Below are 23,002 nucleotides of genomic sequence, written 5' to 3'. Positions count from 1 at the left end.
AACGCACAAAAATAACGAATTTCAACGGTAATTTTTGCTAAAAAAAATGCCTCTGCACTGCCCTGCAAAAAGTTATTTCGCTAATTTCGCCTTTCACAAAACAGAGCCACATCAGGCTCTGTAAATTACAACCGTATAACATTAGCTATGAACGTTAATAAATTTTTAGAACTGCTTTTTACAGCAATTCCTGCCGTAGTGGTGGGTGTAGTAGCCTATTATCTTTTTCAGTCGTTTTTCCAGAATGAAGACCGCCGCCGCCGCTATGCACTGCACAGAGATGCACAAAAACACGCCCTGCCGCTAAGACTTCAGGCATACGAAAGGCTTACGCTGCTGCTGGAACGTATAGACCCTACCCGCCTGCTGATACGCCTTACGCCGCAAAGCAACGATAAAACCGAATACGAAAACTATATTATAGCCCAGATAGAGCTGGAGTACGAGCACAACCTTACCCAGCAGGTATACGTATCTGCCGAGTGCTGGAATGTGATTACTACCGCTAAGAACGCCACGATACAAACCATACGCAAAACCAATATGAGTCCGCGTATAGACAGTGCCAATAAACTGCGCGAAGAGCTGCTGAGCGACCTTTTTGATAAGCAAAGCCCAAGCAGCATAGCCCTGGCCCACCTGAAGCTGGAAGTGGCGGAGCTGTGGAATGAGTAATTTTAAGCCCTTTCAACAGACTGGTTTTCAATAATTTTATTATTTTTATTGAAAAATCAGCCAAAATATGAAAGATGACAGGATTACCGACCCTTTTTATTTGTTAGTACAACAGGAAATAAACCGGATAGACCGTAAAGAAAATATATTTAAATGGTTCTATTATATTTTCAGAACTACACAAGTTTTGTTAACCGGTACTATAACAGTTATAGCTGCTAATAAAGAGACCCTGTTTTGTTGCAGTTTTAACGTTTCCATCACCTTGCTGGGAGCTATTGTTACAGCGCTTACTGCCCTTGAAACATTATTTTTATTAGGCTTTAAAAAGAATACTTATAAAGAATTACTTTTTGAGCTTAGAGAAATAAGAGCAGAACTGATTTTTATAATTTATACATCAGGACAATCAATAGATATTGCAAGGATTTCGGCAGGAGATATTAGGCCAATTTTTGAAAAATATAAACAAGCCAAAGGGTTACTCAGGGGGTTGAATGACCGTGCCACAGCAGACCTAAATAAAAATCAGAACAATACCCCTAATAATAATGATGGTGTTAACAACGCCAAACAAGATGACGATACCACAGGACAAAATCCTACTCCGCAACCCTAAAAAGGACTCAAAAAATTAATTTAAATAATCATCAATCAATATGGAAAAAACATTTTTTGCAGTAAAACTGATTCCGCCAAGGCCGGATTTCCCGATGACCATGACGGATGAAGAAAAAGCCATTATGGGCGCCCATGCTGCCTACTGGAAACAACACCAGGACGCAGGGCTGGTACAGGTATACGGACCTGTTTTTGACCCAAAAGGCCCTTACGGTTTTGGTATACTTGCTGCCGAAAGTGAAGACGAAGTAAAAGCCTTTATTAAAGACGACCCTTCGCTTGCTTTTAATACTGTAGAATTTTATCCTATGATGGCAATCTTTAAATAGCACGCATAAAAGAAATCCCCGAAAGCTTACTTTCGGGGATTTCTTTTATAAGGATTACGCTGTTATTCTAATGCGTAACTGATGTTTACATTAGCGGTAATAGCTATTTCGCCGGGAGCCAGGGTTTCCCTGGTAGACTCGGCATCTGCCATATAGCCTTTTAAGGCAGTGGCGCGCATTACAGGATAATATGTTTGGCTGTTATCGGTCACCATAAGTGCTTTACCCAGTTTTTGTCCTAATGCCTTAGTGTAGTCCTCTGCTTTTTTACGGGCATCGGCTACGGCCTTTACACGGGCTTCGCTTTTGTACTGTTCTTCCTTACTGGTTTTAAAGGTAACACCATTAATGGTATTGGCACCGGCATCGGTAACCCCCATTATTATAGCATCATACTTACTCAGGTCGCGCAGGTGGATGTTTATGGTTTGAGAAGCTACAAAGTTGTATTTCTTTTTGTCGTAATCGTAGGTACGTTGCAGGCTTACGCGTTCAGTCTGGTAATCTTTAGCATCCAGCTTCTGGCCTTTCAGGTACTTAAGTATGGCATCTATGGCGGCATCGTTTGCTTTCTTTACGGTAGCAGCATCGGCACCGGTATTGGTTACCCCTATGCTTATTTCGGCCTCATCCGGAATTACGGTTACTTTTCCTTCGCCTGCCACGTTTATCTGTGGCGGTGTGTTTTGTTGTATCTGTGCCGTAGCAAAGGTAGATACGGCTACAAACAGGGCTAATAATGTCTTTTTCATGGTTAATTTTGTTTTTATGTTATCTTATCTGGGTAGAGAAAACCAAAATACGTGCCACTTTTACAGCTTGCCCATCCTGTCCATTACAAACAGGATAACAATAGGAAGCGCCAGCCCCGCAATAAGCAGTGGCTCAGTAGAAAACAATTCGGGTTCACGGCACAGCGTAATTACATAACCACCTATAGCTCCACCAAAGTGTGCATGGTGGCCTATATTATCTCTTTTGGCACGCATACCGTATATAGAAAACAGCAGGTAACCGATACCGAAGAGCCATGCAGGGATTATAAAATTAATTTCAGCATCCGGGTTAATAAGTATACCGGAAAACACCACCCCCATTACCGCACCCGATGCTCCCAGTGCTGTATAGTTATAGTTGTTACGGTTCATGTACAGGGTAAGCAGGCTTCCTGAGGCAAGGCTGACAAAGTAAACCAGCATAAAGCCAAGATCGCCCAGCTTATATAACACTGTAGGTCCAAAGAAATACAGGGTTACCATATTAAATATAAGGTGCTGCCAGTCGGCATGAAGAAACGCACTGCTGAACATGCGTATTTGTTCGCCGGCGCGGATGCTGCCGATATGGAAGTAATACTTTCTAATAAAATTTGGGTCGGTAAACCCTTTGTAACTCACTAAAACATTAATACCTATAATAACCAGTAAAATGAGTGAATGTCCTTGTAACATAGAATAAATTTTGTTCCGCTAAGTAAGGAAAAATTTACCATTTGTGTAAAACAAGACATCTTAAATTGGCATTAATCTTTTTCAACCCTAAAGTAAAAAGCAATAGAGCTACCGAAAAACAGCCGGTACAAGGGTATAAAAAAAAGCCCCCACGCTGTTCTCGTGGGGGCAGGCAAAACGCTATTTAACCTTTTGAAACAGATCCTCCTGATGATGCCTCGGTGTCGGCCGTAATACCACCTTCTGTGTAGTAGGTAACACTGGCCCCTGACGATGCCGAAGCTTTTACGTGCTTAGACGGGCTTACGCTAAGGCTGCTGCCACTCGATGCCTGGGCTTTGGCTTCTTCCACCTTTAATCCCTTTGCGTCGAGGCTACTGCCGCTGGTGCTGCTTGCCGTTATACTCACGGCAACACCCTTAAGCGCCATACTACTGCCACTACCCGACGTACAGCTTACATTTGTAGCCTGCAGGGTTACGTCTATTTCGCTGCCGCTGCCACTTTCCAGTGTAATGGCACCCGATTTTAGCACCGTTTTACTTTCCAGCAGTGAGCCTGCCTGCGCCTGTAACGAATTAACCTGAGGCAGGGTAACATATACATGTACCGAACTACCGTTTTGCAGGTTTTGTTTGCTGTATATTTTCAGCACACCATTACTCACCTCAGTTTGTATCAGTGGCAGCAGGTTGTCATCGGCTTCTACGGTAATGCTGGTTTTATCGCCCTGGCTTACATAAGCAGACAACCCCGAAGAGACTTCTATACCGGTAAACGATTGGTCTACAACCCTGTTATCGGCTTTAATTTTACCGTTTCCGCTTACCCCTGTACACGAGCCAAACAGCAGTGCTGTTATGGCTACAATAAGGGTTTTAATAAGATAAATGGCTGTACGTATCATGGTTTAATGGTTTAATGGTTTTTGATGGCGTCTTGTATGTCTTTTTTAGTCTCCTTTGCCATGTTTTTAGCATCTTCCTTCATTTGCCTGGCTTGCTCCTTCATGTCCTCTGCCTGTTGTTTCAGGTCTTCGGCCTGTTGTTCCAGGTTTTGCTGCATGTCCTTATTCATCTGGTTTATTTCATCCTCGCTCATAGGCGGTGACGGCGGTGCATTAGGATCTTCAAACGGTGAATCTACCGGGTTCCCGTCTTCATCATGACAATCAAGGCAGTACACTTTGGTTTTTCCCATTTCGTAGATATGGTTTTCACTATCGTACCACAAATTAAAGAAATCATTATCACTGTCGTCATAATCCGTTACGTTAGCGCTGGCTGTAAAGTGAAAACCTTCCGGCAGGTACAGATACACTTCTACTTTTTGCGCCCTCCATTTAGAATCTATAGGGGTAGTAAGGTAGTTGTCCAGCAACAGTTCATCGCCAATAAGGGCATAAGTATATTTTATAGCCTTAGACAGGTTTTGTGCCTCGGTAAGGCTCCTGCCTCCTGCAATTTTTTCTATCTGAACATAAGGTACCTTACCTTCTGCCTTCATAATGAACAGGTCAATGTTATTACTGTATATGTGCTGCCTGCCCAGTGTATCCTGTTTCAGGGTAAAATCAGTATGGTGGTCTGCATCTTTGGCATACATGCTGTTGTAACGGAAACGTATGTTAAGCGTGTCTGTTTTGGCAATGTCCAGTTCGCTCCTTTCTATGGTTTTACCCTGGTTAGAATATTGCGTTGTTTGTTCAAAAGTAAAGTAAACACAGGCAGCAAAGCTTACAAACCATAACAATACCAATGTAAGCGAAACGTAACCTTTTACCGGTTTAATATGCGGGATTAATATCCTTAGCCCCAGTAAAAAGAAACCCAGTACCGGTATGGTAACAACAAAGAACGCGCAGATGGTTATAAGCCATATAGGTGCCCCGGTAATATTAAACATTTGCATATACGGGTACCATATAGGCGCAGTAGCCGCAGTAGCAAACATGGTTACCAGCATACCCACAAGCAGGGCTCCCAACCATATACCTGAAACAGTTACTATAAAAGCACCTACTATACGTAGTAGTACATTCAGTATTTTACCCAGGCCGCTTGTTACGCGTTCGGCACCGGTTTTTAAGGGACTGAAATCGGTATTTTTTATTTTGTCGCCTACACGGTCAAACTCTTCGCGTACTTTTTTTTCAATATTCGAAATGTTTATGGCCTCCCCTTTCATTTCCAGCTTTTCGGCAGTGGTTATAGCGGGTGGAATTAATATCCAAAGCAGCACGTATACAATGCTGGTTGTACCTACAAATACCAGCAGCGTAAGGATAAAAATGATGCGTATCCACAATGGGTCTATCCTGAAATAGTGACCCAGGCCGGCGCATACACCGCCTATTACTTTCTTTTCCTCGTCGCGGTAAAACTTCTTGGTACGGTAGTACTCAAATGTTTCTGCCGCCGATGACGAAGCACTACTGCTTTTACTGTTGTCTTCCTCGTCTATACGGTAGTCTTCGGGCTGTCCCATAACGGTAATAACCTCTTCCACTTCGCGTATGCCTATTACCTGTTTTTCTGATTTTACTTTTTCAGAAAGCAGTTCGGCTATACGTGCCTCTATATCGCTCATGATTTCATCTTTGCCATCAGGCGAAAGCGATCGCCTTATCGCGTCGAAGTAGCGGTTCAGCTTCTGGTAGGCGTCTTCATCGATATGGAAGAACATTCCTCCTAAATTGATACTTACTGTTTTATTCATGGCTGTTAGCGTTTTGAGTGGTAATAATGGTTACTGCGTCAGACAGTTCTGTCCAGGTGTTTTGCAATTCTTTTAAAAATACTTTTCCGTTCTCCGTAAGGCCGTAATACTTGCGTGGCGGCCCCGAGGTAGATTCTTCCCAGCGGTAGCTGAGGAGCCCGTCGTTCTTTAGCCTTGTAAGCAGCGGGTACACTGTACCTTCCACCACCAGTAACTTGGCATTTTTTAGTGTGTCCAGTATTTCGCTTGTATAGGCTTCATGTTCTTTTAGTACCGATAGGATACAAAACTCCAGCACGCCTTTGCGCATCTGGGCTTTGGTGTTTTCAACATTCATAGATCCTCATTTTTTATTTGTTAAGGGTTAGCTTTTGCGTATCCCTTTGTATACTGTATGTGTTGGTTCCCGTAATTGTAGTTTTCGGCTCTCCGTAGTAGGTAACGGTAGAAGTACCGTCGGCTTCAGCCTTTATATAGTTATCTGCGTTTACAAATACCACCGAATTTTGTTGTGCCTGTACATCGGCTTTGGTACATAATAGTTTGCCCACCTGAACCGAGGCATTGCTTACATAAAGCTTCACGTCGTTTACACTTCCGGTAGCCCTTATAAAAGAGCCACCCAGTACATCGGCGGTAAGTGTACCGCCGTGCAGCACACCCCTAAATCCCGAACCTGTAGCAGCTTTTACACTACACGTGCCGTTTACTTCCAGTTCACCTATAAGGGTAGCACCTCCACTAAGGCGAATGTCCAGGTTCTCTGCTTTTACTTTTCCATTTAGCTTTAGTAAAGAACCATTTGAAAGATTAAAGTTGGTAATTTCATTTTCAGAAACGTATACTTTTACTGTATTTGCATTGGCAAGGGTATTTGCTTCATCGTTTTTAAAGTAGATTTTCAGTATACCTTTTTTGTATTCGGTAGCTACATTATCCAGCAGCTCCCTGCTACTGGCCTCTACTGTAAGCGACGGGGTTTCACTTTGCGTAAAAACCACTTCTATACCTTTCTTAACTTCAATACCGGTAGCATTTTCTGCCGCTCGGGTTTCTTTTTGTTGTGCCTGCGCCGTAAATCCCATAAAGGCTGCAAAGGCTGTGATGATTGTTGATTTCATGTTACTGTTCGTTTTTTGATGATTTGATGATGATGATGATTGAACCCCTACCCTTTAAAAGCCCCGCGCTGTGATTGATTATTTGACTGATGATTGCTAACTCCTGTTTATTCTTGCGGGGCTTCTATCGGAATATATAATAGCTGTATTTACATAGTATATTTTTATAACCATTAATTTCTTATGCAAATATATATAGTTTATCAGGTAGTTTGTATTACATAGTAGTTTGATTTAACAAAACTTTAACATTTGTAATATTACTAAATAGTTGTACATTAGTGTAAAACCTCAGTATACAATGGAATTTACACCATCTAAGCTTAACACCTTTTTATTGTTGAAGTTGCCTTCGGCATACATAAGCGGCGTAAGGGTTAAGCAAATAAGCCGGGAGCAGTGCACAGTTACCGTAAAGCACCGCTGGATGAATCAAAACCCGTTTAACAGTATGTATTTTGCCGTACAGGCCATGGCTGCCGAGCTAACCACCGGGGCAATGGTAATGCTGCACATAAAAGAAAGTGGTAAAAAAATATCGATGCTGGTAGCTAACAATAAGGGTACGTTTACCAAAAAAGCCCGCGGACGCATCACTTTTTTATGCACAGACGGGCACCTTATTAAAGAAGCAATAGACCGGGCAATAGCCACGGGTGAAGGGCAAACCTTCTGGATGAAATCTACAGCAACAGACGAAGCCGGAGATATTGTTAGCCAGATGGAATTTGAATGGAGTATTAAAGCAAAATAATACAACCCATAAGTATATAAAAAAACAAGGGCAGCAAGTTCCCCCTTTGCTGCCCTCTGTACTGACAAAAATTTGTGTATGTTACTTTCCCCCTTAAGAAAAGTATTGAAAATACCACCTGCTACTCAGTAACAGTACTTATTGCAGTATTGTTTTTTATATTAAGCACCTGACCCGGTTTAAGGCCGCTGCTAAGTTCATTTTTATTTATAGCCGTAATATCTTCTACTGTAGTATGATACTTTGTAGCTATGGTATTTAGCGTTTCGCCGCTTTCTACCTTATGTGCTATAGTACCGGTATCAATATCAGCTTTAGCTATCATACCTCCAGCATTATCAGATATATCACCCGGAAGTATCATAAGGTGCTGCCCGGTCATAAGACCTTTTTTAAGCACATCCTTGTTACCTTCAGTAATAGCAGCTACTGTAGTGTTGTATTTACGCGCCAGTGAAAACAGGGTTTCACCCGCAGCCACATCGTGGGTAATGTATTTTTCAGGATCTCCTACCCTTGGCTTAGTAGTAATATTAAGCACGGTTCCTGTCTCAAGCCCTGACGCAAGCTTATCTGCATTTTCATCTTGTATGCTCCTTACCGAAGTATTGTATCGGCGCGCCAGTGAATATAGTGTTTCTCCACTTTTTACAGTATGCTGAAAAGTTTGCAGCGAACTTGAAGAAACTATTATTGCTTTTGGTGCAACAGGTGCTACAGTTGGTGCCGGTGCCGGTGTTGTGGTAGCTACAGCCTCTTTCTTTTGAGGTGCTACATCACCGTACATTTCATCCGAGTAGCCTGTAAATTTTGCCTTAGCAGGTGTAGCGGTATTTTTTACCGGCTTTTCCTCACTGGCAAACTGCACTTGTCTGTGCATGGGTATCCTTAATATACCATTTGGTGTTAAACCATTTACGGCATCAGGGTTATAATCATAAATATCACGAGGGGTAATGCTATATTTTTTGGCAATCATTATTACCGTTTCACCAGTGTAAACCTGGTGCGTTTTGATGTTCTCTTGCTCTTTTGCCTGCCCTTCTCCCTGGGCAAAAGACATACCTGTTACGGCAAACATCAATGCGAGTGTTAGTAAAACCTTCTTCATACGCATAAAGGCTTTTAGTTAATCAAAATACTTCTAAGAAATTCAGGTCTCCGGATATAAAGGTAATGTAGATTAGGGGTTTCACCAACATTTTTATTAGGAAATATTAGGCAAATAGCCATATTTCCGATAAATAACCTATAAAAATCGACAAAATGCATTTTTATTTAAAATTTGAATAATATCAAGTTAAATAAAAGCGCCTGATTATAACAAATCAGGCGCTTTAAAGTTATTTATATAACAAATAATTATGTTATTCCCACTCTATGGTAGCTGGCGGTTTAGAGCTAATGTCGTAAACAACCCTGTTTACGCCTTTAACTTTATTTATTATTTCATTACTTATACTCATTAAAAATTCATAAGGTAAATGAACCCAGTCTGCCGTCATACCGTCGGTGCTTTCTACAGCGCGCAACGCTACCACCTTTTCATAAGTACGTTCGTCGCCCATAACACCTACACTGTTTACCGGTAGTAGTATGGCGCCAGCCTGCCAAACCTTATCATAAAGACCATGGTTTTTCAGCCCTTGTATAAATATGTAGTCTACCTCTTGCAGTATGCGTACTTTCTCCGGTGTTATATCGCCAAGGATACGGATAGAAAGTCCAGGACCCGGGAATGGGTGACGGCCCAGCAGCTCAGGATCTATACCCAGGGTACGGCCCACGCGGCGCACTTCGTCTTTAAACAACATACGAAGCGGCTCTACCACCTGAAGTTTCATAAAATCAGGAAGGCCACCCACATTGTGGTGCGACTTAATGGTAGCCGACGGCCCTTTTACAGAAACTGACTCAATTACGTCAGGGTAAATGGTACCCTGACCCAGCCACTTAACATCGGTAAGCAGGTGTGCCTCGTCATCAAATACTTCTATAAATACGCGGCCTATGGTTTTACGCTTGGTTTCAGGATCTTCTATACCGGCAAGCTGCGAAAGGAAACGCTCAGATGCATCAACACCCTTAACGTTTAGCCCCATGCCTTTATATTGATCCAGTACGTTTGCAAACTCGTCTTTACGCAGTAGTCCGTTGTTTACAAATATACAGTACAGGTTATCGCCTATTGCTTTGTTTAGTAATACTGCCGCTACGGTAGAGTCTACTCCACCCGAAAGGCCAAGTACTACTTTATCATTACCTATTTTAGTTTTTAGCTCGGCTACAATTTCCTCTACAAACGAGTTTGGTGTAAAGCTTTGCTCCACTCCTGCTATCTTCACCAGGAAGTTTTCCAGCATCTTGGTACCATCAGTACTATGGTATACCTCAGGGTGGTATTGTATGGCGTAAGTAGTTTCACCTTCTATACGGTAAGCAGCATTTGCCACATCTTTAGTACTGGCAAGCACCACACCGCCTTCAGGCAGTTTTTTTATGGTATCGCTGTGGCTCATCCATACCTGGCTGTTTTCAGAAACGCCTTCAAGGAACGGCTCACCTTCTTTAATATAGCTCAGGTTAGCACGGCCATACTCGCGTATGTTACTTGGGGCTACCTCACCACCGTTAAAGTGGGCCAGGTATTGTGCGCCATAGCATACGGCAAGCAATGGTTTTTTGCCACGTATTTCACTAAGGTCAGGATGTGGTGCATCTTCGGCGCGTACCGAAAACGGACTGCCCGATAGTATTACGGCCTTGTATGATGAAATATCGGCCGGAGGATTGTTGTAAGGGAAAATTTCGCAGAAGATGTTTAATTCGCGAACCCTGCGCGCAATAAGCTGTGTGTATTGCGAACCGAAATCTAAAATAAGTACGTTGTGTTGCATGCGCAAAAGTAAGGCAATATTTGAAATTTTAAAAATATTTTAGTGATTAGCTGTCAGCCATCGGCTTTCAACTTTTTTTAAACATACACAACAGGCTAATCGCTAACAACTAAAAGCTAAAAGCGCTACAAATTTCTATTAACAATATCATAATTAATATAATGTTAGGCAAACATCGCTGTACCTTTAATGTATAAATCCAACGGATTATGAAAAAGCTTTTTACCACCCTTATGCTGTTAGTGATGATTGTAGCTAATGCACAAGAAATACAAAAACCCGACTACAATAGTATAGAGCAGAACATACACGATAGTGCTTCAAAGTACTACTACCCTAAACTTTTTGGGCGTTATAAAAAAGCCGACACTACCCTAACATTAGAGGAGGCTCGCCACCTATACTACGGCAGTGCCTACATACAGGCTCCGGTTTCTACCGAGGAAGCTGTGGAAGCCTTGCAAAAGCTAAACGGTATACTTGCCAAATCCGCCCCTACCCAGGCCGACTGCCTTACAGCGCTGGAATATACTGATGTGATACTGGCTTACGAGCCCTTTAGCCTTACGGTAAAACAATACCGTATGGCATGCTATAGGCAACTGGGACGCTACGACGAAGCCATTTTAGAGCGTACCCAATGCGAAATAATAGCCGATGCTATACTCAGCAGTGGCGATGGCACCACTAAAGACCGCAGCATACACGTACTGGACACCGACAACGAAATGGAAGTACTAAGCCTTATGGGATTTAAACCTGCTGCCGGCGATTACGCTGTTACGGGCAACCATGACTATATTACACTTCAAGACAATGCGTACCGTCGTCCTGGCGTGTACTTTTATATAAATAATGCCCCGGTAGCGGTAAGCGGGCTTTAATTTGGATTGTTAGATTATTTAGATTGTTGGACTACTTAGACTACTTAGATTTCTGGATAGCTATAATGAATTCTAACCTTCTAACAATCCAAAAATCTAAAGATCCAATTACCACATTTGGCACAAAATTGGCTGTATCGGAAAAAAATGTAAATTCGCACAATGATGACAAGCGAAGCGATACTTACGGCACAGCAGCTGCTGGCCGAACCAAAAAAAATTGCCATAATACACCACCGCAACCCAGACGGCGACGCACTGGGTTCTGCTTTAGGACTTTACCATTTTTTACTACAACTGGGCCATAAACCTACCATAATAAGCCCTAACGACTATCCTGATTTCCTGGCATGGCTGCCGGGAGCCGAAACCGTGCATATTTTTGAACGCGATATACACAACGGCATAAAACTGCTGGACGAAGCCGAGCTGGTTTTTACACTCGACTTTAACCACCTGAGCCGTACCGGAGATACCATGGAACCCGCACTGCGCAGGGTACAGGCACCGTTTATAATGATAGACCACCACCAGAAGCCCGATGATTATGCCACGGTTACCTTTAGCGATACCAGCTATGGCAGTACCTGCGAAATGGTGTACCACTTTATAACACAGCTGGGCCACAAAGAACTACTGAACAAAACCATAGGTACCTGCCTGTATACCGGAATAGTAACCGATTCGGGGTCGTTCAGGTTTCATACCACTACCGGAACCACACACCGCATAGTAGCCGAGTTTATAGACCTGGGCGTAGACAACAGCGCCATACACAGCCTTTTGTTTGACAACAGCTCGCCAAGCAGGTTGAAAACCCTGGCAAAAGCACTGGAGAATATGGTAATTATGCCCGAACACAGCGCCAGCTATACGTACCTTACCCAGGAAGAGCTTACTACCGTAAACCACGTAAAAGGCGATACCGAAGGTGTGGTAAACTACGGCCTTAGCATTAAAGGCATTGTATTTACAGCCTTTTTTACCGAAAATAAAGATGAAGGCATCATAAAAATATCATTCCGATCAAAGGGTGATTTTGATGTAAACCAGTATGCCCGCGAACACTTTAGCGGCGGCGGACACATTAACGCGGCCGGAGGAAAAAGCACCGAGAGTATGGAGGCTACTATACAAAAATTTATTGCTACATTAGCGGACATTAAAATAGCATAACATGAAGAAGATTACAGGTATAGTACTTGCTATGGCAGCAATGGCTGTTACGGCCTGCTCACAGCAGCAGGCGCGCAGGCCGGTTTCGCACAGCGAAGGGTCGTTTATGGAGGAGAGCATAGAGCGCAATAAAAAACTGATAGCCAATGAGGAGCAGGAAATAGACTCTATTATAAAAAGTACACCAAGTGTAAAATATATAGCCTCGGCAAAAGGCTATTGGTATACTTATAACACCGAAGTGGTAGACGACACCATCAGCCCAAAACTTGGCGACATTGCCTATTTCGACTATGAAATAAAAGACATAAAAGGCAATGTAATATACAGCAAGGCCGAACTGCGCCCGCAGGTATACAAAGTAGACAAGCAGAATATAATGATGGGACTTCGCGATGGCATTAAGCTGATGAACACCGGCGAAACCGTAACGTTCTTATTCCCGTCGCATATGGGTTTTGGTTACCACGGCGATAACAACCGCATAGGCACAAACCAGTCTCTTATTTGTACAGTAACACTAAACGACATAAAAGCCGACACACAGGCAAAGCAGCATTAATTAACTATAAATGAAACCGATGACAAGTCTTTTTTTAAGCCTTATTGCTTTATTTTCTTCTTGCATGGGAGCTCCTTACAAATCAGAAGGACAACCCGTAGTACAACAAAAAATAGAACTTGATAAACTGGGCGATGGCCTATACGCAGAAATGGTAACCAGCAAAGGAACCATATTACTGCAACTGGAATACAAGAAAACCCCGCTTACCGTAGCAAACTTTGTATCGCTTGCCGAGGGTACTAACCCCCTTGTAGAAGAAAAATACAAGAAAGTGAAATTTTATGACGGACTGAAATTTCACCGTGTAATAAAAGACTTCATGATTCAGGGTGGCGACCCTGTAGGTAACGGTTCAGGTGGACCGGGTTATAAGTTTGCCGATGAAATAACCGATCTTAAACACACAGGCCCGGGCATACTTAGTATGGCCAATGCAGGCCCTGCTACTAACGGTAGCCAGTTTTTTATAACCCACAAAGCTACCCCGCACCTTGATGGTATTCACACTATTTTTGGCCACGTAATACAAGGACAGGAAGTAGTAAACGCCATAGAACAGGACGACGTAATAAAGACTGTAAAAATTATACGCGTAGGTAAAGAAGCTAAGAAATTTGACGCTCCTAAGGTATTTAAGGAACTGACAGAAAAAGCTATTGCCGAGCAAAAGAAAAAAGAAGAAGCACTGGCTAAAGCAAAAGCAGATAAAGTAGCTTACTTTGCAAAAATGAAGGCAGAAGGTACTAAAACCGAATCGGGATTAGTATACACCGTTATTAAAAAAGGCGCCGGCGCTAAACCTGCTGATGGTACTGAAGTACTTGTAGACTACTCTGGTTACCTTGAAAAAGATGCTTTCCTGTTTGATTCAAGCATTGCACAGGTAGCTAAGGATATGGGCAACTACATTCCGCAGAAAGATGCAGCCAAAGCATATGTGCCAATACCTTTTACTATTGGTACTAAAGACGGTATGATTCCCGGCTTCCTGGAAGGCCTTGCCAAAATGGCTCCCGGCGACGAGGTTATCATCTTTATCCCTTCGCACATCGGTTACGGCGAGCGCGGTAACCCAAGGGGTAAAATACCGGGTAATGCCGACCTTGTTTTCGAACTGAAAATGGCATCTAAATAGAACATTAGATTTTTAGACTGGTTGGATTTTTAGACAACCGTTTATCATAGATACAGAAAGCCTCCGCTGCAGCGGAGGCTTTTTCTTTTTAGCCACAATGATTATTGGAAAAATGGACTACTTTGATAGTTAGAATATTGGATTATTAGATTTGGGGCGATTCCTGCAAGGTCTTTAATACCTTGTAGGTGTTACAATTAAGTAAAATTAATGAAATCCCCTTGTGGTCACTAGCAACATCCTTCTCTACAAACACAACGCACTCAACCACCTTGTTCACAAATACCTTAGGGATAACTATATGGTCGATATTTTGTTCCAAAGCATTTGTTGGCACATACAAACCTAAACTGTCAAACAAAGCAGTAAGTACGTGTGTGGCAGCCGAATTAATGCAATATTGTTTTTCATTTTCCCTGAACGAAGTATTCAGGTCGCCCACAATAATAAGGTTTTGATTCTTATCGTAAATCCTTTGGCAATCGGTAATAAGATTATCCAGCTCAGTCTGGACATAAGGCTTTTTACGGAACTGCGTACCTACAATTGATGCGTAAATTACATTGCTTCCCGAATCCGTTTCAAATTCAAGCGCTAATGAAGTTCTATTGTCACGCACCTCAAATCGTTTAGTATAAGGATATTTAGAATAGATTACAGTACGGTAAGCTGTTTCACCTTCGAGATATTCGGTATAATTCAGTCCCTCGTATAGTGTATTCTCAGGAATCGGTTCGCAAAGACATTTGTAGGGATAGCCGGGCAGGTTAAGATCAATCCCTTCAGTAATTACCAGTATATCAAAATCAAAACCACTAAAAAACTGCTCTGTTTTATGGCGTTTCAGTTTCCTTGCCCAGTCGATATTTAATGTGGCTATTTTCATTAATGGTGGGTTTGTTCCGTTCAAAAATATAAGTATAAATATTAATCTTAGATTTTTTCGAGTGAAACAATTAAATTTAGCTTCAAAATTTTACAATCTTTAAAAATTTCCTAAATTGCATGCGTAAAATTGAATATAATTCAGGATGGAACCCGTAAAACCCTATATTCCTAAAAATAAAATACGCATAGTAACCGCAGCATCGCTGTTTGACGGCCATGATGCCGCCATAAACATTATGCGCCGCATCATACAATCTACCGGTGTGGAGGTAATCCACCTGGGGCACGACCGTAGTGTGGAAGAAGTAGTAAATACTGCCATACAGGAAGACGCCAATGCCATAGCCATGACCTCGTACCAGGGCGGCCACAACGAGTACTTTAAGTATATGTACGACCTGCTGAAGGAGAAAGGCGCAGGCCATATTAAAATATTCGGCGGCGGCGGAGGTGTTATCCTTCCGTCGGAAATCAGCGAGCTGCACGAGTACGGCATCACCCGTATCTACTCGCCTGATGACGGCCGCGAATTGGGCCTTCAGGGCATGATAAACGACCTTGTACAACGTTCGGATTATCCTATTGGCGAAAGCCTGAACGGCGAGGTGAAGCACCTTACCGAAAAAGAACCAACTGCTATAGCGCGTATCATTTCGGCAGCCGAGAACTTCCCTGAAGTAGCTGCTCCTACGCTGGAAACCATTCATAAAGAAAATGAGGGTGTTAACATCCCGGTGCTGGGTATAACCGGTACGGGTGGTGCGGGTAAATCATCGCTTGTAGATGAGCTGGTGCGCCGCTTCCTGATTGACTTCCCGGAGAAAACCATAGGGCTTATTTCGGTAGACCCGAGTAAGCGTAAAACGGGAGGTGCGCTGCTGGGCGACCGCATCCGTATGAATGCCATAAACAACCCAAGGGTGTATATGCGTTCGCTTGCCACAAGGCAGAGTAACCTTGCCCTTTCTAAATACGTAGCCGAAGCCATTCAGGTACTTAAGGCCGCTAAGTACGACCTGATTATCCTGGAGACTTCGGGTATTGGGCAAAGTGATACTGAGATACTGGACCACAGCGATGTGGCACTGTATGTAATGACACCTGAATTTGGTGCTGCTACACAGCTGGAAAAGATTGATATGCTAGACTTTGCCGATGTAGTAGCCATTAATAAATTCGACAAGCGCGGTGCCCTCGATGCGCTGCGTGATGTAAAGAAACAGTACCAGCGCAACCACAATCTGTGGGATGCCAAACCCGATGATTTGCCGGTATTCGGCACTATAGCTTCTCAGTTTAACGATCCGGGAATGAACACATTGTACCGTAAAATTATGGATACAATAGTTGAAAAGACCGGCGCAGAACTAAAGTCCGATTTTACGATAACACGTGAAATGAGCGAGAAGATTTTTGTAATCCCGCCGCACCGCACGCGTTACCTGAGCGAGATTGCCGAGAACAACCGTAAGTACGACCAAACCGTTGTAGCACAGCAGGATGTAGCCCAAAAACTATATGGAATTTACAAAACCATAGAGTCGGTTACCGGGGTAAAAGCACCGCTGACCAAGTTTGGTTTAGATACTGAATCGCTTGCTAACACTCAGGCTAACAGCGACTTTGTAAAGCTATTGGTAGGTGAGTTTGACCGTGTAAAAATGAACCTTGACCCGTACAACTGGGAAGTGATTTTTACATGGGATGAAAAAGTAAACAAATACAAGAATCCGGTGTATACCTTTAAGGTACGCGACAAGGAAATTAAGATACAAACACATTCTGAATCGCTGTCGCACAGCCAGATACCTAAAATTGCCCTACCGAAATACCAGGCTTGGGGCGATGTACTGCGCTGGTGCCTGCAGGAGAATGTACCGGGTGAATTCCCTTATACCTCAGGGCTTTATCCTTTTAAACGCGAAGGTGAAGACCCTACCCGTATGTTTGCCGGGGAGGGTGGCCCTGAGCGCACCAACAGACGTTTCCACTACGTGAGCCTTGGTATGCCGGCTAAGCGCTTATCTACTGCCTTTGACAGTGTTACGCTCTACGGAAACGACCCGGGGCACAGGCCTGACATCTACGGAAAGATAGGTAACGCGGGGGTTTCCATCTGCTGCCTTGACGATGCCAAGAAGCTATACAGCGGCTTTAATTTGGCACATGCCATGACATCGGTAAGTATGACCATAAACGGCCCCGCCCCTATGCTGCTGGGCTTCTTTATGAATGCCGCCATAGACCAGCAATGTGAGCTTTATATTAAAGCGAATGGTCTTGAAAATGAGGTAAATACTAAGATAGAAGCCATTTATAAAGCCAAAGGAACTGAGCGTCCACGTTATAACGGCGACCTGCCGCAGGGTAACGATGGCCTTGGCCTGATGCTGCTTGGCGTAACCGGTGACCAAGTGCTGCCAGCCGATGTATATAACGATATAAAAATCAAAACGTTAAGCCAGGTAAGGGGTACGGTTCAGGCGGATATTTTAAAGGAAGACCAGGCGCAGAATACTTGTATTTTCAGTACCGAATTTGCCCTGCGTTTAATGGGTGACGTACAGGAGTACTTTATACAGAAAAACGTAAGAAATTTCTACTCTGTTTCGATTTCAGGATACCACATTGCAGAGGCTGGTGCCAACCCTATTACGCAGTTAGCCTTTACGTTAGCTAACGGATTTACGTATGTGGAGTACTACCTGAGCCGAGGCATGGACATCAATGATTTCGGGCCAAACCTGTCGTTCTTCTTCAGTAACGGCATTGACCCTGAGTATGCCGTAATAGGCCGTGTGGCGCGTCGTATTTGGGCTAAAGCCTTGAAAAACAAGTATTCAGCTAACGAACGTGCCCAGATGCTGAAGTATCACATACAAACCTCAGGGCGTTCACTGCATGCGCAGGAAATTGATTTCAACGACATAAGAACCACGTTACAAGCACTTTACGCCATATACGACAACTGTAACTCACTGCATACAAACGCCTACGACGAGGCCATAACCACTCCAACGGAAGAAAGCGTACGTCGTGCCATGGCTATTCAGTTGATTATCAATAAGGAACTTGGTTTAGCTAAGAACGAAAACCCTATACAGGGCTCGTTTATTATAGAAGAACTTACCGATCTTGTAGAGGAAGCGGTACTTACTGAATTTGACCGTATTACAGAGCGTGGCGGGGTGCTTGGCGCTATGGAAACCATGTACCAACGCTCTAAAATTCAAGAGGAAAGCCTTTATTATGAGACACTTAAGCATACAGGCGAGTTCCCTATCATAGGGGTAAATACCTTCCTGAGTAGCAAGGGGTCGCCTACAGTGGTTCCGGCGGAGGTTATCCGCGCTACCGAGGAGGAAAAACAATTCCAGATTCACACGCTTGAAAACCTACATCAATCTAATTCACAGAAAGTTACAGAACAACTTTCGCTGATTCAGGAGGCTGCTATCCAAAACAAAAACATCTTCGAACAGCTTATGGAAGCCACCAAAGTATGCTCATTGGGGCAGCTTACGGCAGCCTTGTTTGAGGTAGGCGGACAGTACCGACGCAATATGTAATTTTTGGTTGATTTGTGGATTTACTTCGTCCGTTCGGTTTTTAAACCTCGGGTGTTAATTCGTTAATTTGACCTTTTACGCATAAAAATCAGTCCCGCTTCGGCGGGACTTTTTTTATATTTAAATTCTTACAGAAAACAGTAAACAAGCGTTTACACACCCGTTAACATAGTGCCAACAATGTATACACTTTGTATGCACTTTGCATACACTTTGTGTACACAAAGCGTACACAATTAGTCTACAGGGTAGCAACAGCAAAAACTCCTGCCTGGGCATGCTGATTTTGGGGTTACAATTTTAGGAATTGGCTCTCAAAAATTACTGAACGATTGCCTTCAGTACTCCTGTCCAAAAGGTGTTGTAATTTTGCGGTGTGAAGTTTTGCACCCAAGCGGTAAAAGTTCTCCGGGTTTTTCATATTTTTAGTCAACCAAAATCCATCCGCCATGAATGATGCTTTCTTACTTTTTGTTTTTGTAGTTTTCGCAGTGATTGTTTTCAAGGGTATCTTTGGGACAATAAATGAATCAGGGAATCCTGAAAGTCAATCATATAAAAATGACGGCGCTGCTACTGATACCAGCCAGCAGTTTTTCGACCCGCCCACCGATGATGCCCTGCTGCACCATCAGCACATGATACATAACCATGACAGCCACAGTAGCAGTCATCATGACAATCATCATAGCAGTCATCACGACAGCAGCCATAGCAGCCATCACGACAGCCATCATAGCGGCAGTGATTTTAGCGATACCGGCCACAGCCATTCGCACAGCGATTTTTAAAGAAAATACCTTCATAAAGTAATTGCGGCTACAAGCCTGTAACCGTATTTTCATTACCTTTATTACTAACTGTCAACCAATTGACATACAACCCAAACAGGGACACAACCAAACATTGCACTTTTTGTATAAAACAGGATGTTTATGAAGTGGTATAATAGTATAAAAAAAATACCCTCTCTCGGCTTCGTTAAGATCCCGAAACACTATCGCCGGCATAAGGAACCTCATCTTGGGCCGTTGTACGCGTTGGGATGCTTCATGTTGTTTCTCTATACAAACCAAAGCTTTGCGCAAAAAGACACCATAACCAATCCGTACTTTTATTCGTATGACGATAAGCTTTCGGTAGATACTTTTATACTGAGGACATCCAATGAATGGAGCATGCAGTTTGGCGACCGCGACGAGTCCATAAAGCTAAAGCCCAATAAAAAAACATCGTTAGGCATTGCCGCCCGCTACGATTTTATTTCGGTTGCGCTGAGTTATGCGTTCGATTTTTTTCCGGGGAATAAGGATAACGACACCTCAAAAACGTTTTGGTACAGTTTTGATTATTGCCGCGGCCAGTTTGTGCAGCACTTTGATTTTTACTACCAGAAAGGCTTTACCCTGCAAGACAAACAATTGCCCGAAGCCACCTACTACCCTGATTTTAAATCGACCAAGATAGGCGGCAGCACCCTGTACGTGTGGAACAAAAACTTCTCGTTCAGGACCACAGCCGTGCGCAGCGAAAAGCAGCTTATCAGTGCAGGGTCGTTTGTGTCGTCCGTTGGTTATTACTACACCTCGCTTAATGCAGAGGATGTGGAAGACCTTAGCTCTAAGGCTACTTTTTTTGATATGGCTTTTTCTCCCGGCTACTACTACAACTGGGTTATTGCAAAAAATTACATGATATCGGGCGGAGCCACCCTGGGCGCCGGGTTTACCGTTTCTGACTACAACGGCGAAACAAATACCAGCCTGCTTACCCAGGGCGCAGCGCGACTATCAGTGGGCTACAATGCCGAGAACGTGTATGCCGGAATAAACTCGCGTGTAAACCTGCTGAACCATATTTATAAGCAAAAAACCTTTGTAAACGATGAGCTTACCTATGTTTCGTTTTTTGTAGGCTATAGGTTTAATGCGCCCCATTTTGTAAAGAAAACCACTAAGGATATTAAAGACGCTACGGGGTTGTAGGTTGAGGGATGGTTTTCAAACTTTATGATTTACATTTTTTATTAACTCAAAGCTTATAAAAAAGAATTCTCCTATTTAAAAAGTTTCTTTGAAAGCATGTAAATTTCAATTCTAACAGGTAAGTAATTGGATTTTTTACTAATTTGCATTTAATTATTACCAGCCTATGCAATTAACATTAGAAGAACTTAAAGATACCTTAGTTTTTTTCAGCCCAGTGCAAAGTGAATTTTGGAAAGAAAATTCAATAGTAGCTTTGGAAAGCCAAAAACATAAAACGGGGTGTAATTTATCTTTACAAGGCGACGATGATAGAAATATTTTAATCGAATGGAGTTCTGATTTTAAAAGGGCAGGGTATACTGAAAAGAAAAAATATACAGAAAAAGGTGCTGAAGCAATATCTTTTCTATTAGCAACTAAACTTACAGAATATGATATTGTTGAGGAGTCTACAATTGGAACTGGTATAGATTATTGGTTAGGATTCACTGAAGGTCACGAACAATATGATGATCTAAATATCTATCATGCGCGTTTGGAAATCTCAGGAATTTTAAAAGAAACAAAGACTAATAATTTGGAAAAAAGAGTCAAGGAAAAAAAAGAACAAACAGACAGTGGAGATAGCGCTTTCAACCATTTGCCCGCTTACATTTCAATTATAGAGTTTTCAACACCTAAAGCCCATTTTTCTAAGAAATGAACTTACGAGAATTACATAGGGAGGCATTAACTAAGTTTAAAGAAGCTAACTTAGAAAAGAAAAATGGTAATAAAGGACTGTATAAACAGCTTATTGAGGAAGCTTTTGATTTAGAAAAAAAGGCAGCCGAACTTCTTATAGATGAAAAACAAATAGAACCGACAAGATCTGTATTGTTTAGAAGTGCTGCAAACTTAGCATTATTATGTAATCGTTTTGAAGAAGCTAAACGACTTGCCGAATTAGGGTTAGAAGGGTCACCTTTCATAGAGTTGAAAAACGAACTAGAAGAAATTATTCAGAAAACGTTACCAGTTGCTTTAATACATAAGCCAGCTGAATTATTATTTGACCTCTCTGAAAAAAATATTATACAACAAGTAGAAGAAAATGCATACTTAGCTTCTTTAAGGAAGAATGCTATACAAATAAAAGTTGAAGAAGAATCACCTAAATTCGGAGGAGCAATCGCTGTAGGTAGTGTTGTGAATTTCCTACAAAACCTTAACGAATCTTTTAAACATTTTGCGCAAGTCAACTTCATAAAGGCTTTACTCGACTCAAAACCCGATAGTGTTTATCAAGATAGTAAACAATTTAGTAAAAATGCTAAACTATTAGCGGTCGATTTGAACTTTCAAAGTTTTGGGATAAGCGTTGCTGCTGATGAAGGTATTATGGATAGCTATAAAGACCATAGTCAAGAATATAAGACTATGCGTAAACAACTTTTCACTGAATTTAAAGAAGATGTCTTAACGGCAGACTATAATGACTACGATTTTCAACAGAAAATTAAAAAAAAATACACAGAAGAGGAAAGGTTAAAAATTTACTCTCCGGTAGTGAATAGTATTTCAAATAAATCTTACAGAGTAGCAATTACAAATGAAGATTATAGTAAAAAAACGAATTCATTTAAACCTTTAAATGAATCTGCTAAGAAAATTTTTAAGCCTTCTTTAAGTAACAATGAGAAGAAAGAAGAAAATAATATTGAATACTTAAATGTCATTGTAGCAGTTGAAACAGGTAAAGCTTTAACAAAGAAAATCAACCTTGAAAACTCACTATTCGACTCAGCAAACACTCTTAAACTAAACAATGAAAAATTTACCGAATTAGGTTTCAAATATGAATTCCCTATTGATATAAATGTTAGCCTTTCATCTGTATCGGGAAAATCACTACTTGAAGCAGTCTATGACGGTATAACTTTTGAAATAATTGGAGATGCTAATAATTTGAGAGATTTATATGAAAAACTTATAAAAAAAGTAGCTGAATATATTGCAAATCGAGACAGCTAGAAGACTACTCTTTAAAAGACTTTTTTTCATAGTACAGTCTAAAAACTAATCTTACATCCTCTCACAATACCCCAGCAGGTAGTACAATATTAAAAAAGCGATAATGGTGCCTATACAGCCCCCTCCTATTTTCTTGGCACCCCAGCCTGCTATAAGGGCGCGAATCAGTTTATTCATGGTCGTAATTTTTTATGTTTGTAGTAAAATTAGCAAGCCTG

At 42.1% G+C, this 23,002-nt stretch carries 23 protein-coding genes; 13 read left to right on the top strand and 10 right to left on the bottom strand.

Features of this window, described 5'->3' with window-relative positions; translation table 11 throughout:
* The first annotated feature begins 147 nt into the window (after positions 1-147).
* The 3 genes from ACLI1A_RS07345 to ACLI1A_RS07335 all read left to right on the top strand — a co-directional run bounded on the left by ACLI1A_RS07345 (position 148) and on the right by ACLI1A_RS07335 (position 1,625).
* Positions 148-675 carry a hypothetical protein gene (locus ACLI1A_RS07345; protein ID WP_411407662.1) on the top strand — a complete coding sequence of 176 codons (528 nt, stop codon included), beginning with the start codon at positions 148-150 and terminating at the stop codon, positions 673-675.
* A gap of 67 nt (positions 676-742) precedes the next feature.
* Positions 743-1,294: a hypothetical protein gene (locus ACLI1A_RS07340; protein ID WP_411407660.1), complete on the top strand. Its 552-nt coding sequence runs from the start codon at positions 743-745 to the stop codon at positions 1,292-1,294.
* Positions 1,295-1,334: 40 nt separating this feature from the next.
* Positions 1,335-1,625, top strand: coding sequence for a YciI family protein (locus ACLI1A_RS07335; protein ID WP_411407658.1), 291 nt, complete (start codon positions 1,335-1,337; stop codon positions 1,623-1,625).
* Positions 1,626-1,687: 62 nt separating this feature from the next.
* Here ACLI1A_RS07335 and ACLI1A_RS07330 read toward each other — a convergent pair whose 3' ends face one another.
* The 6 genes from ACLI1A_RS07330 to ACLI1A_RS07305 all read right to left on the bottom strand — a co-directional run bounded on the left by ACLI1A_RS07330 (position 1,688) and on the right by ACLI1A_RS07305 (position 6,915).
* Positions 1,688-2,377, bottom strand: a complete 690-nt coding sequence (locus ACLI1A_RS07330; RefSeq protein WP_411407656.1) for an SIMPL domain-containing protein — start codon at positions 2,375-2,377, stop codon at positions 1,688-1,690.
* Positions 2,378-2,437: 60 nt separating this feature from the next.
* Positions 2,438-3,076, bottom strand: coding sequence for a rhomboid family intramembrane serine protease (locus ACLI1A_RS07325; protein ID WP_411407654.1), 639 nt, complete (start codon positions 3,074-3,076; stop codon positions 2,438-2,440).
* Positions 3,077-3,260: 184 nt separating this feature from the next.
* A complete protein-coding gene (locus ACLI1A_RS07320) occupies positions 3,261-3,983 on the bottom strand; it encodes a head GIN domain-containing protein (protein ID WP_411407652.1) in 723 nt (240 codons plus the stop codon).
* Between the two features lie 11 nt (positions 3,984-3,994).
* The gene (locus tag ACLI1A_RS07315) at positions 3,995-5,794 is read right to left on the bottom strand and encodes a PspC domain-containing protein (RefSeq protein ID WP_411407650.1); all 1,800 of its coding nucleotides are present in this window, start codon (positions 5,792-5,794) and stop codon (positions 3,995-3,997) included.
* Positions 5,787-6,131, bottom strand: a complete 345-nt coding sequence (locus tag ACLI1A_RS07310) for a PadR family transcriptional regulator (protein WP_411407647.1) — start codon at positions 6,129-6,131, stop codon at positions 5,787-5,789. The genes ACLI1A_RS07315 and ACLI1A_RS07310 overlap by 8 nt, the downstream gene beginning before the upstream one ends.
* Before the next feature lie 13 nt (positions 6,132-6,144).
* On the bottom strand, positions 6,145-6,915 hold the full coding sequence (locus tag ACLI1A_RS07305; RefSeq protein WP_411407645.1) for a GIN domain-containing protein: 771 nt from the start codon (positions 6,913-6,915) through the stop codon (positions 6,145-6,147).
* Positions 6,916-7,216: 301 nt separating this feature from the next.
* Between ACLI1A_RS07305 and ACLI1A_RS07300 the strand changes: the two genes are divergently transcribed.
* Positions 7,217-7,669, top strand: a complete 453-nt coding sequence (locus tag ACLI1A_RS07300; RefSeq protein WP_411407643.1) for a DUF4442 domain-containing protein — start codon at positions 7,217-7,219, stop codon at positions 7,667-7,669.
* Positions 7,670-7,790: 121 nt separating this feature from the next.
* Here the strand turns inward: ACLI1A_RS07300 and ACLI1A_RS07295 are convergent, their stop codons facing one another.
* Positions 7,791-8,780, bottom strand: a complete 990-nt coding sequence (locus tag ACLI1A_RS07295) for a LysM peptidoglycan-binding domain-containing protein (RefSeq protein ID WP_411407641.1) — start codon at positions 8,778-8,780, stop codon at positions 7,791-7,793.
* 256 nt (positions 8,781-9,036) lie between these two features.
* Positions 9,037-10,566, bottom strand: coding sequence for a glutamine-hydrolyzing GMP synthase (gene guaA / locus ACLI1A_RS07290; RefSeq protein ID WP_411407639.1), 1,530 nt, complete (start codon positions 10,564-10,566; stop codon positions 9,037-9,039).
* Positions 10,567-10,775: 209 nt separating this feature from the next.
* Between guaA and ACLI1A_RS07285 the strand changes: the two genes are divergently transcribed.
* The 4 genes from ACLI1A_RS07285 (at position 10,776) to ACLI1A_RS07270 (ending at position 14,326) form a co-directional block, all read left to right on the top strand.
* The gene (locus tag ACLI1A_RS07285) at positions 10,776-11,450 is read left to right on the top strand and encodes a DUF4919 domain-containing protein (protein WP_411407637.1); all 675 of its coding nucleotides are present in this window, start codon (positions 10,776-10,778) and stop codon (positions 11,448-11,450) included.
* Between the two features lie 162 nt (positions 11,451-11,612).
* Entirely contained in the window at positions 11,613-12,626 is a 1,014-nt protein-coding gene (locus ACLI1A_RS07280) for a DHH family phosphoesterase (RefSeq protein WP_411407635.1), read from the top strand.
* Between the two features lies 1 nt (position 12,627).
* On the top strand, positions 12,628-13,188 hold the full coding sequence (gene gldI, locus ACLI1A_RS07275) for a gliding motility-associated peptidyl-prolyl isomerase GldI (protein WP_411407633.1): 561 nt from the start codon (positions 12,628-12,630) through the stop codon (positions 13,186-13,188).
* 10 nt (positions 13,189-13,198) lie between these two features.
* Positions 13,199-14,326, top strand: coding sequence for a peptidylprolyl isomerase (locus ACLI1A_RS07270; protein WP_411407631.1), 1,128 nt, complete (start codon positions 13,199-13,201; stop codon positions 14,324-14,326).
* A 145-nt stretch (positions 14,327-14,471) separates the two neighbouring features.
* Here the strand turns inward: ACLI1A_RS07270 and ACLI1A_RS07265 are convergent, their stop codons facing one another.
* Positions 14,472-15,212 carry an endonuclease/exonuclease/phosphatase family protein gene (locus ACLI1A_RS07265; protein ID WP_411407629.1) on the bottom strand — a complete coding sequence of 247 codons (741 nt, stop codon included), beginning with the start codon at positions 15,210-15,212 and terminating at the stop codon, positions 14,472-14,474.
* A gap of 145 nt (positions 15,213-15,357) precedes the next feature.
* Here ACLI1A_RS07265 and ACLI1A_RS07260 point away from each other — a divergent pair, with 145 nt between their 5' ends.
* The 5 genes from ACLI1A_RS07260 to ACLI1A_RS07240 all read left to right on the top strand — a co-directional run bounded on the left by ACLI1A_RS07260 (position 15,358) and on the right by ACLI1A_RS07240 (position 22,784).
* Positions 15,358-18,783: a methylmalonyl-CoA mutase family protein gene (locus tag ACLI1A_RS07260; protein ID WP_411407627.1), complete on the top strand. Its 3,426-nt coding sequence runs from the start codon at positions 15,358-15,360 to the stop codon at positions 18,781-18,783.
* A gap of 491 nt (positions 18,784-19,274) precedes the next feature.
* The gene (locus tag ACLI1A_RS07255; RefSeq protein ID WP_411407625.1) at positions 19,275-19,574 is read left to right on the top strand and encodes a hypothetical protein; all 300 of its coding nucleotides are present in this window, start codon (positions 19,275-19,277) and stop codon (positions 19,572-19,574) included.
* Positions 19,575-19,835: 261 nt separating this feature from the next.
* Positions 19,836-20,768, top strand: a complete 933-nt coding sequence (locus tag ACLI1A_RS07250) for a DUF4421 family protein (RefSeq protein WP_411407623.1) — start codon at positions 19,836-19,838, stop codon at positions 20,766-20,768.
* A 166-nt stretch (positions 20,769-20,934) separates the two neighbouring features.
* On the top strand, positions 20,935-21,474 hold the full coding sequence (locus ACLI1A_RS07245; protein ID WP_411407621.1) for a hypothetical protein: 540 nt from the start codon (positions 20,935-20,937) through the stop codon (positions 21,472-21,474).
* Entirely contained in the window at positions 21,471-22,784 is a 1,314-nt protein-coding gene (locus ACLI1A_RS07240) for a hypothetical protein (protein WP_411407619.1), read from the top strand. The genes ACLI1A_RS07245 and ACLI1A_RS07240 overlap by 4 nt, the downstream gene beginning before the upstream one ends.
* Before the next feature lie 51 nt (positions 22,785-22,835).
* Here the strand turns inward: ACLI1A_RS07240 and ACLI1A_RS07235 are convergent, their stop codons facing one another.
* Positions 22,836-22,961, bottom strand: a complete 126-nt coding sequence (locus tag ACLI1A_RS07235; RefSeq protein ID WP_411407617.1) for a hypothetical protein — start codon at positions 22,959-22,961, stop codon at positions 22,836-22,838.
* Positions 22,962-23,002 lie beyond the last annotated feature (41 nt).

Origin of the sequence: Flavobacterium sp. RHBU_3 (assembly GCF_046613565.1) — a bacterium.
Taxonomy (GTDB): domain Bacteria; phylum Bacteroidota; class Bacteroidia; order Flavobacteriales; family Flavobacteriaceae; genus Flavobacterium.
The sequence above is the reverse complement of the archived record's forward strand: the minus strand, read 5'-3'. Positions and strand labels throughout refer to the sequence as shown.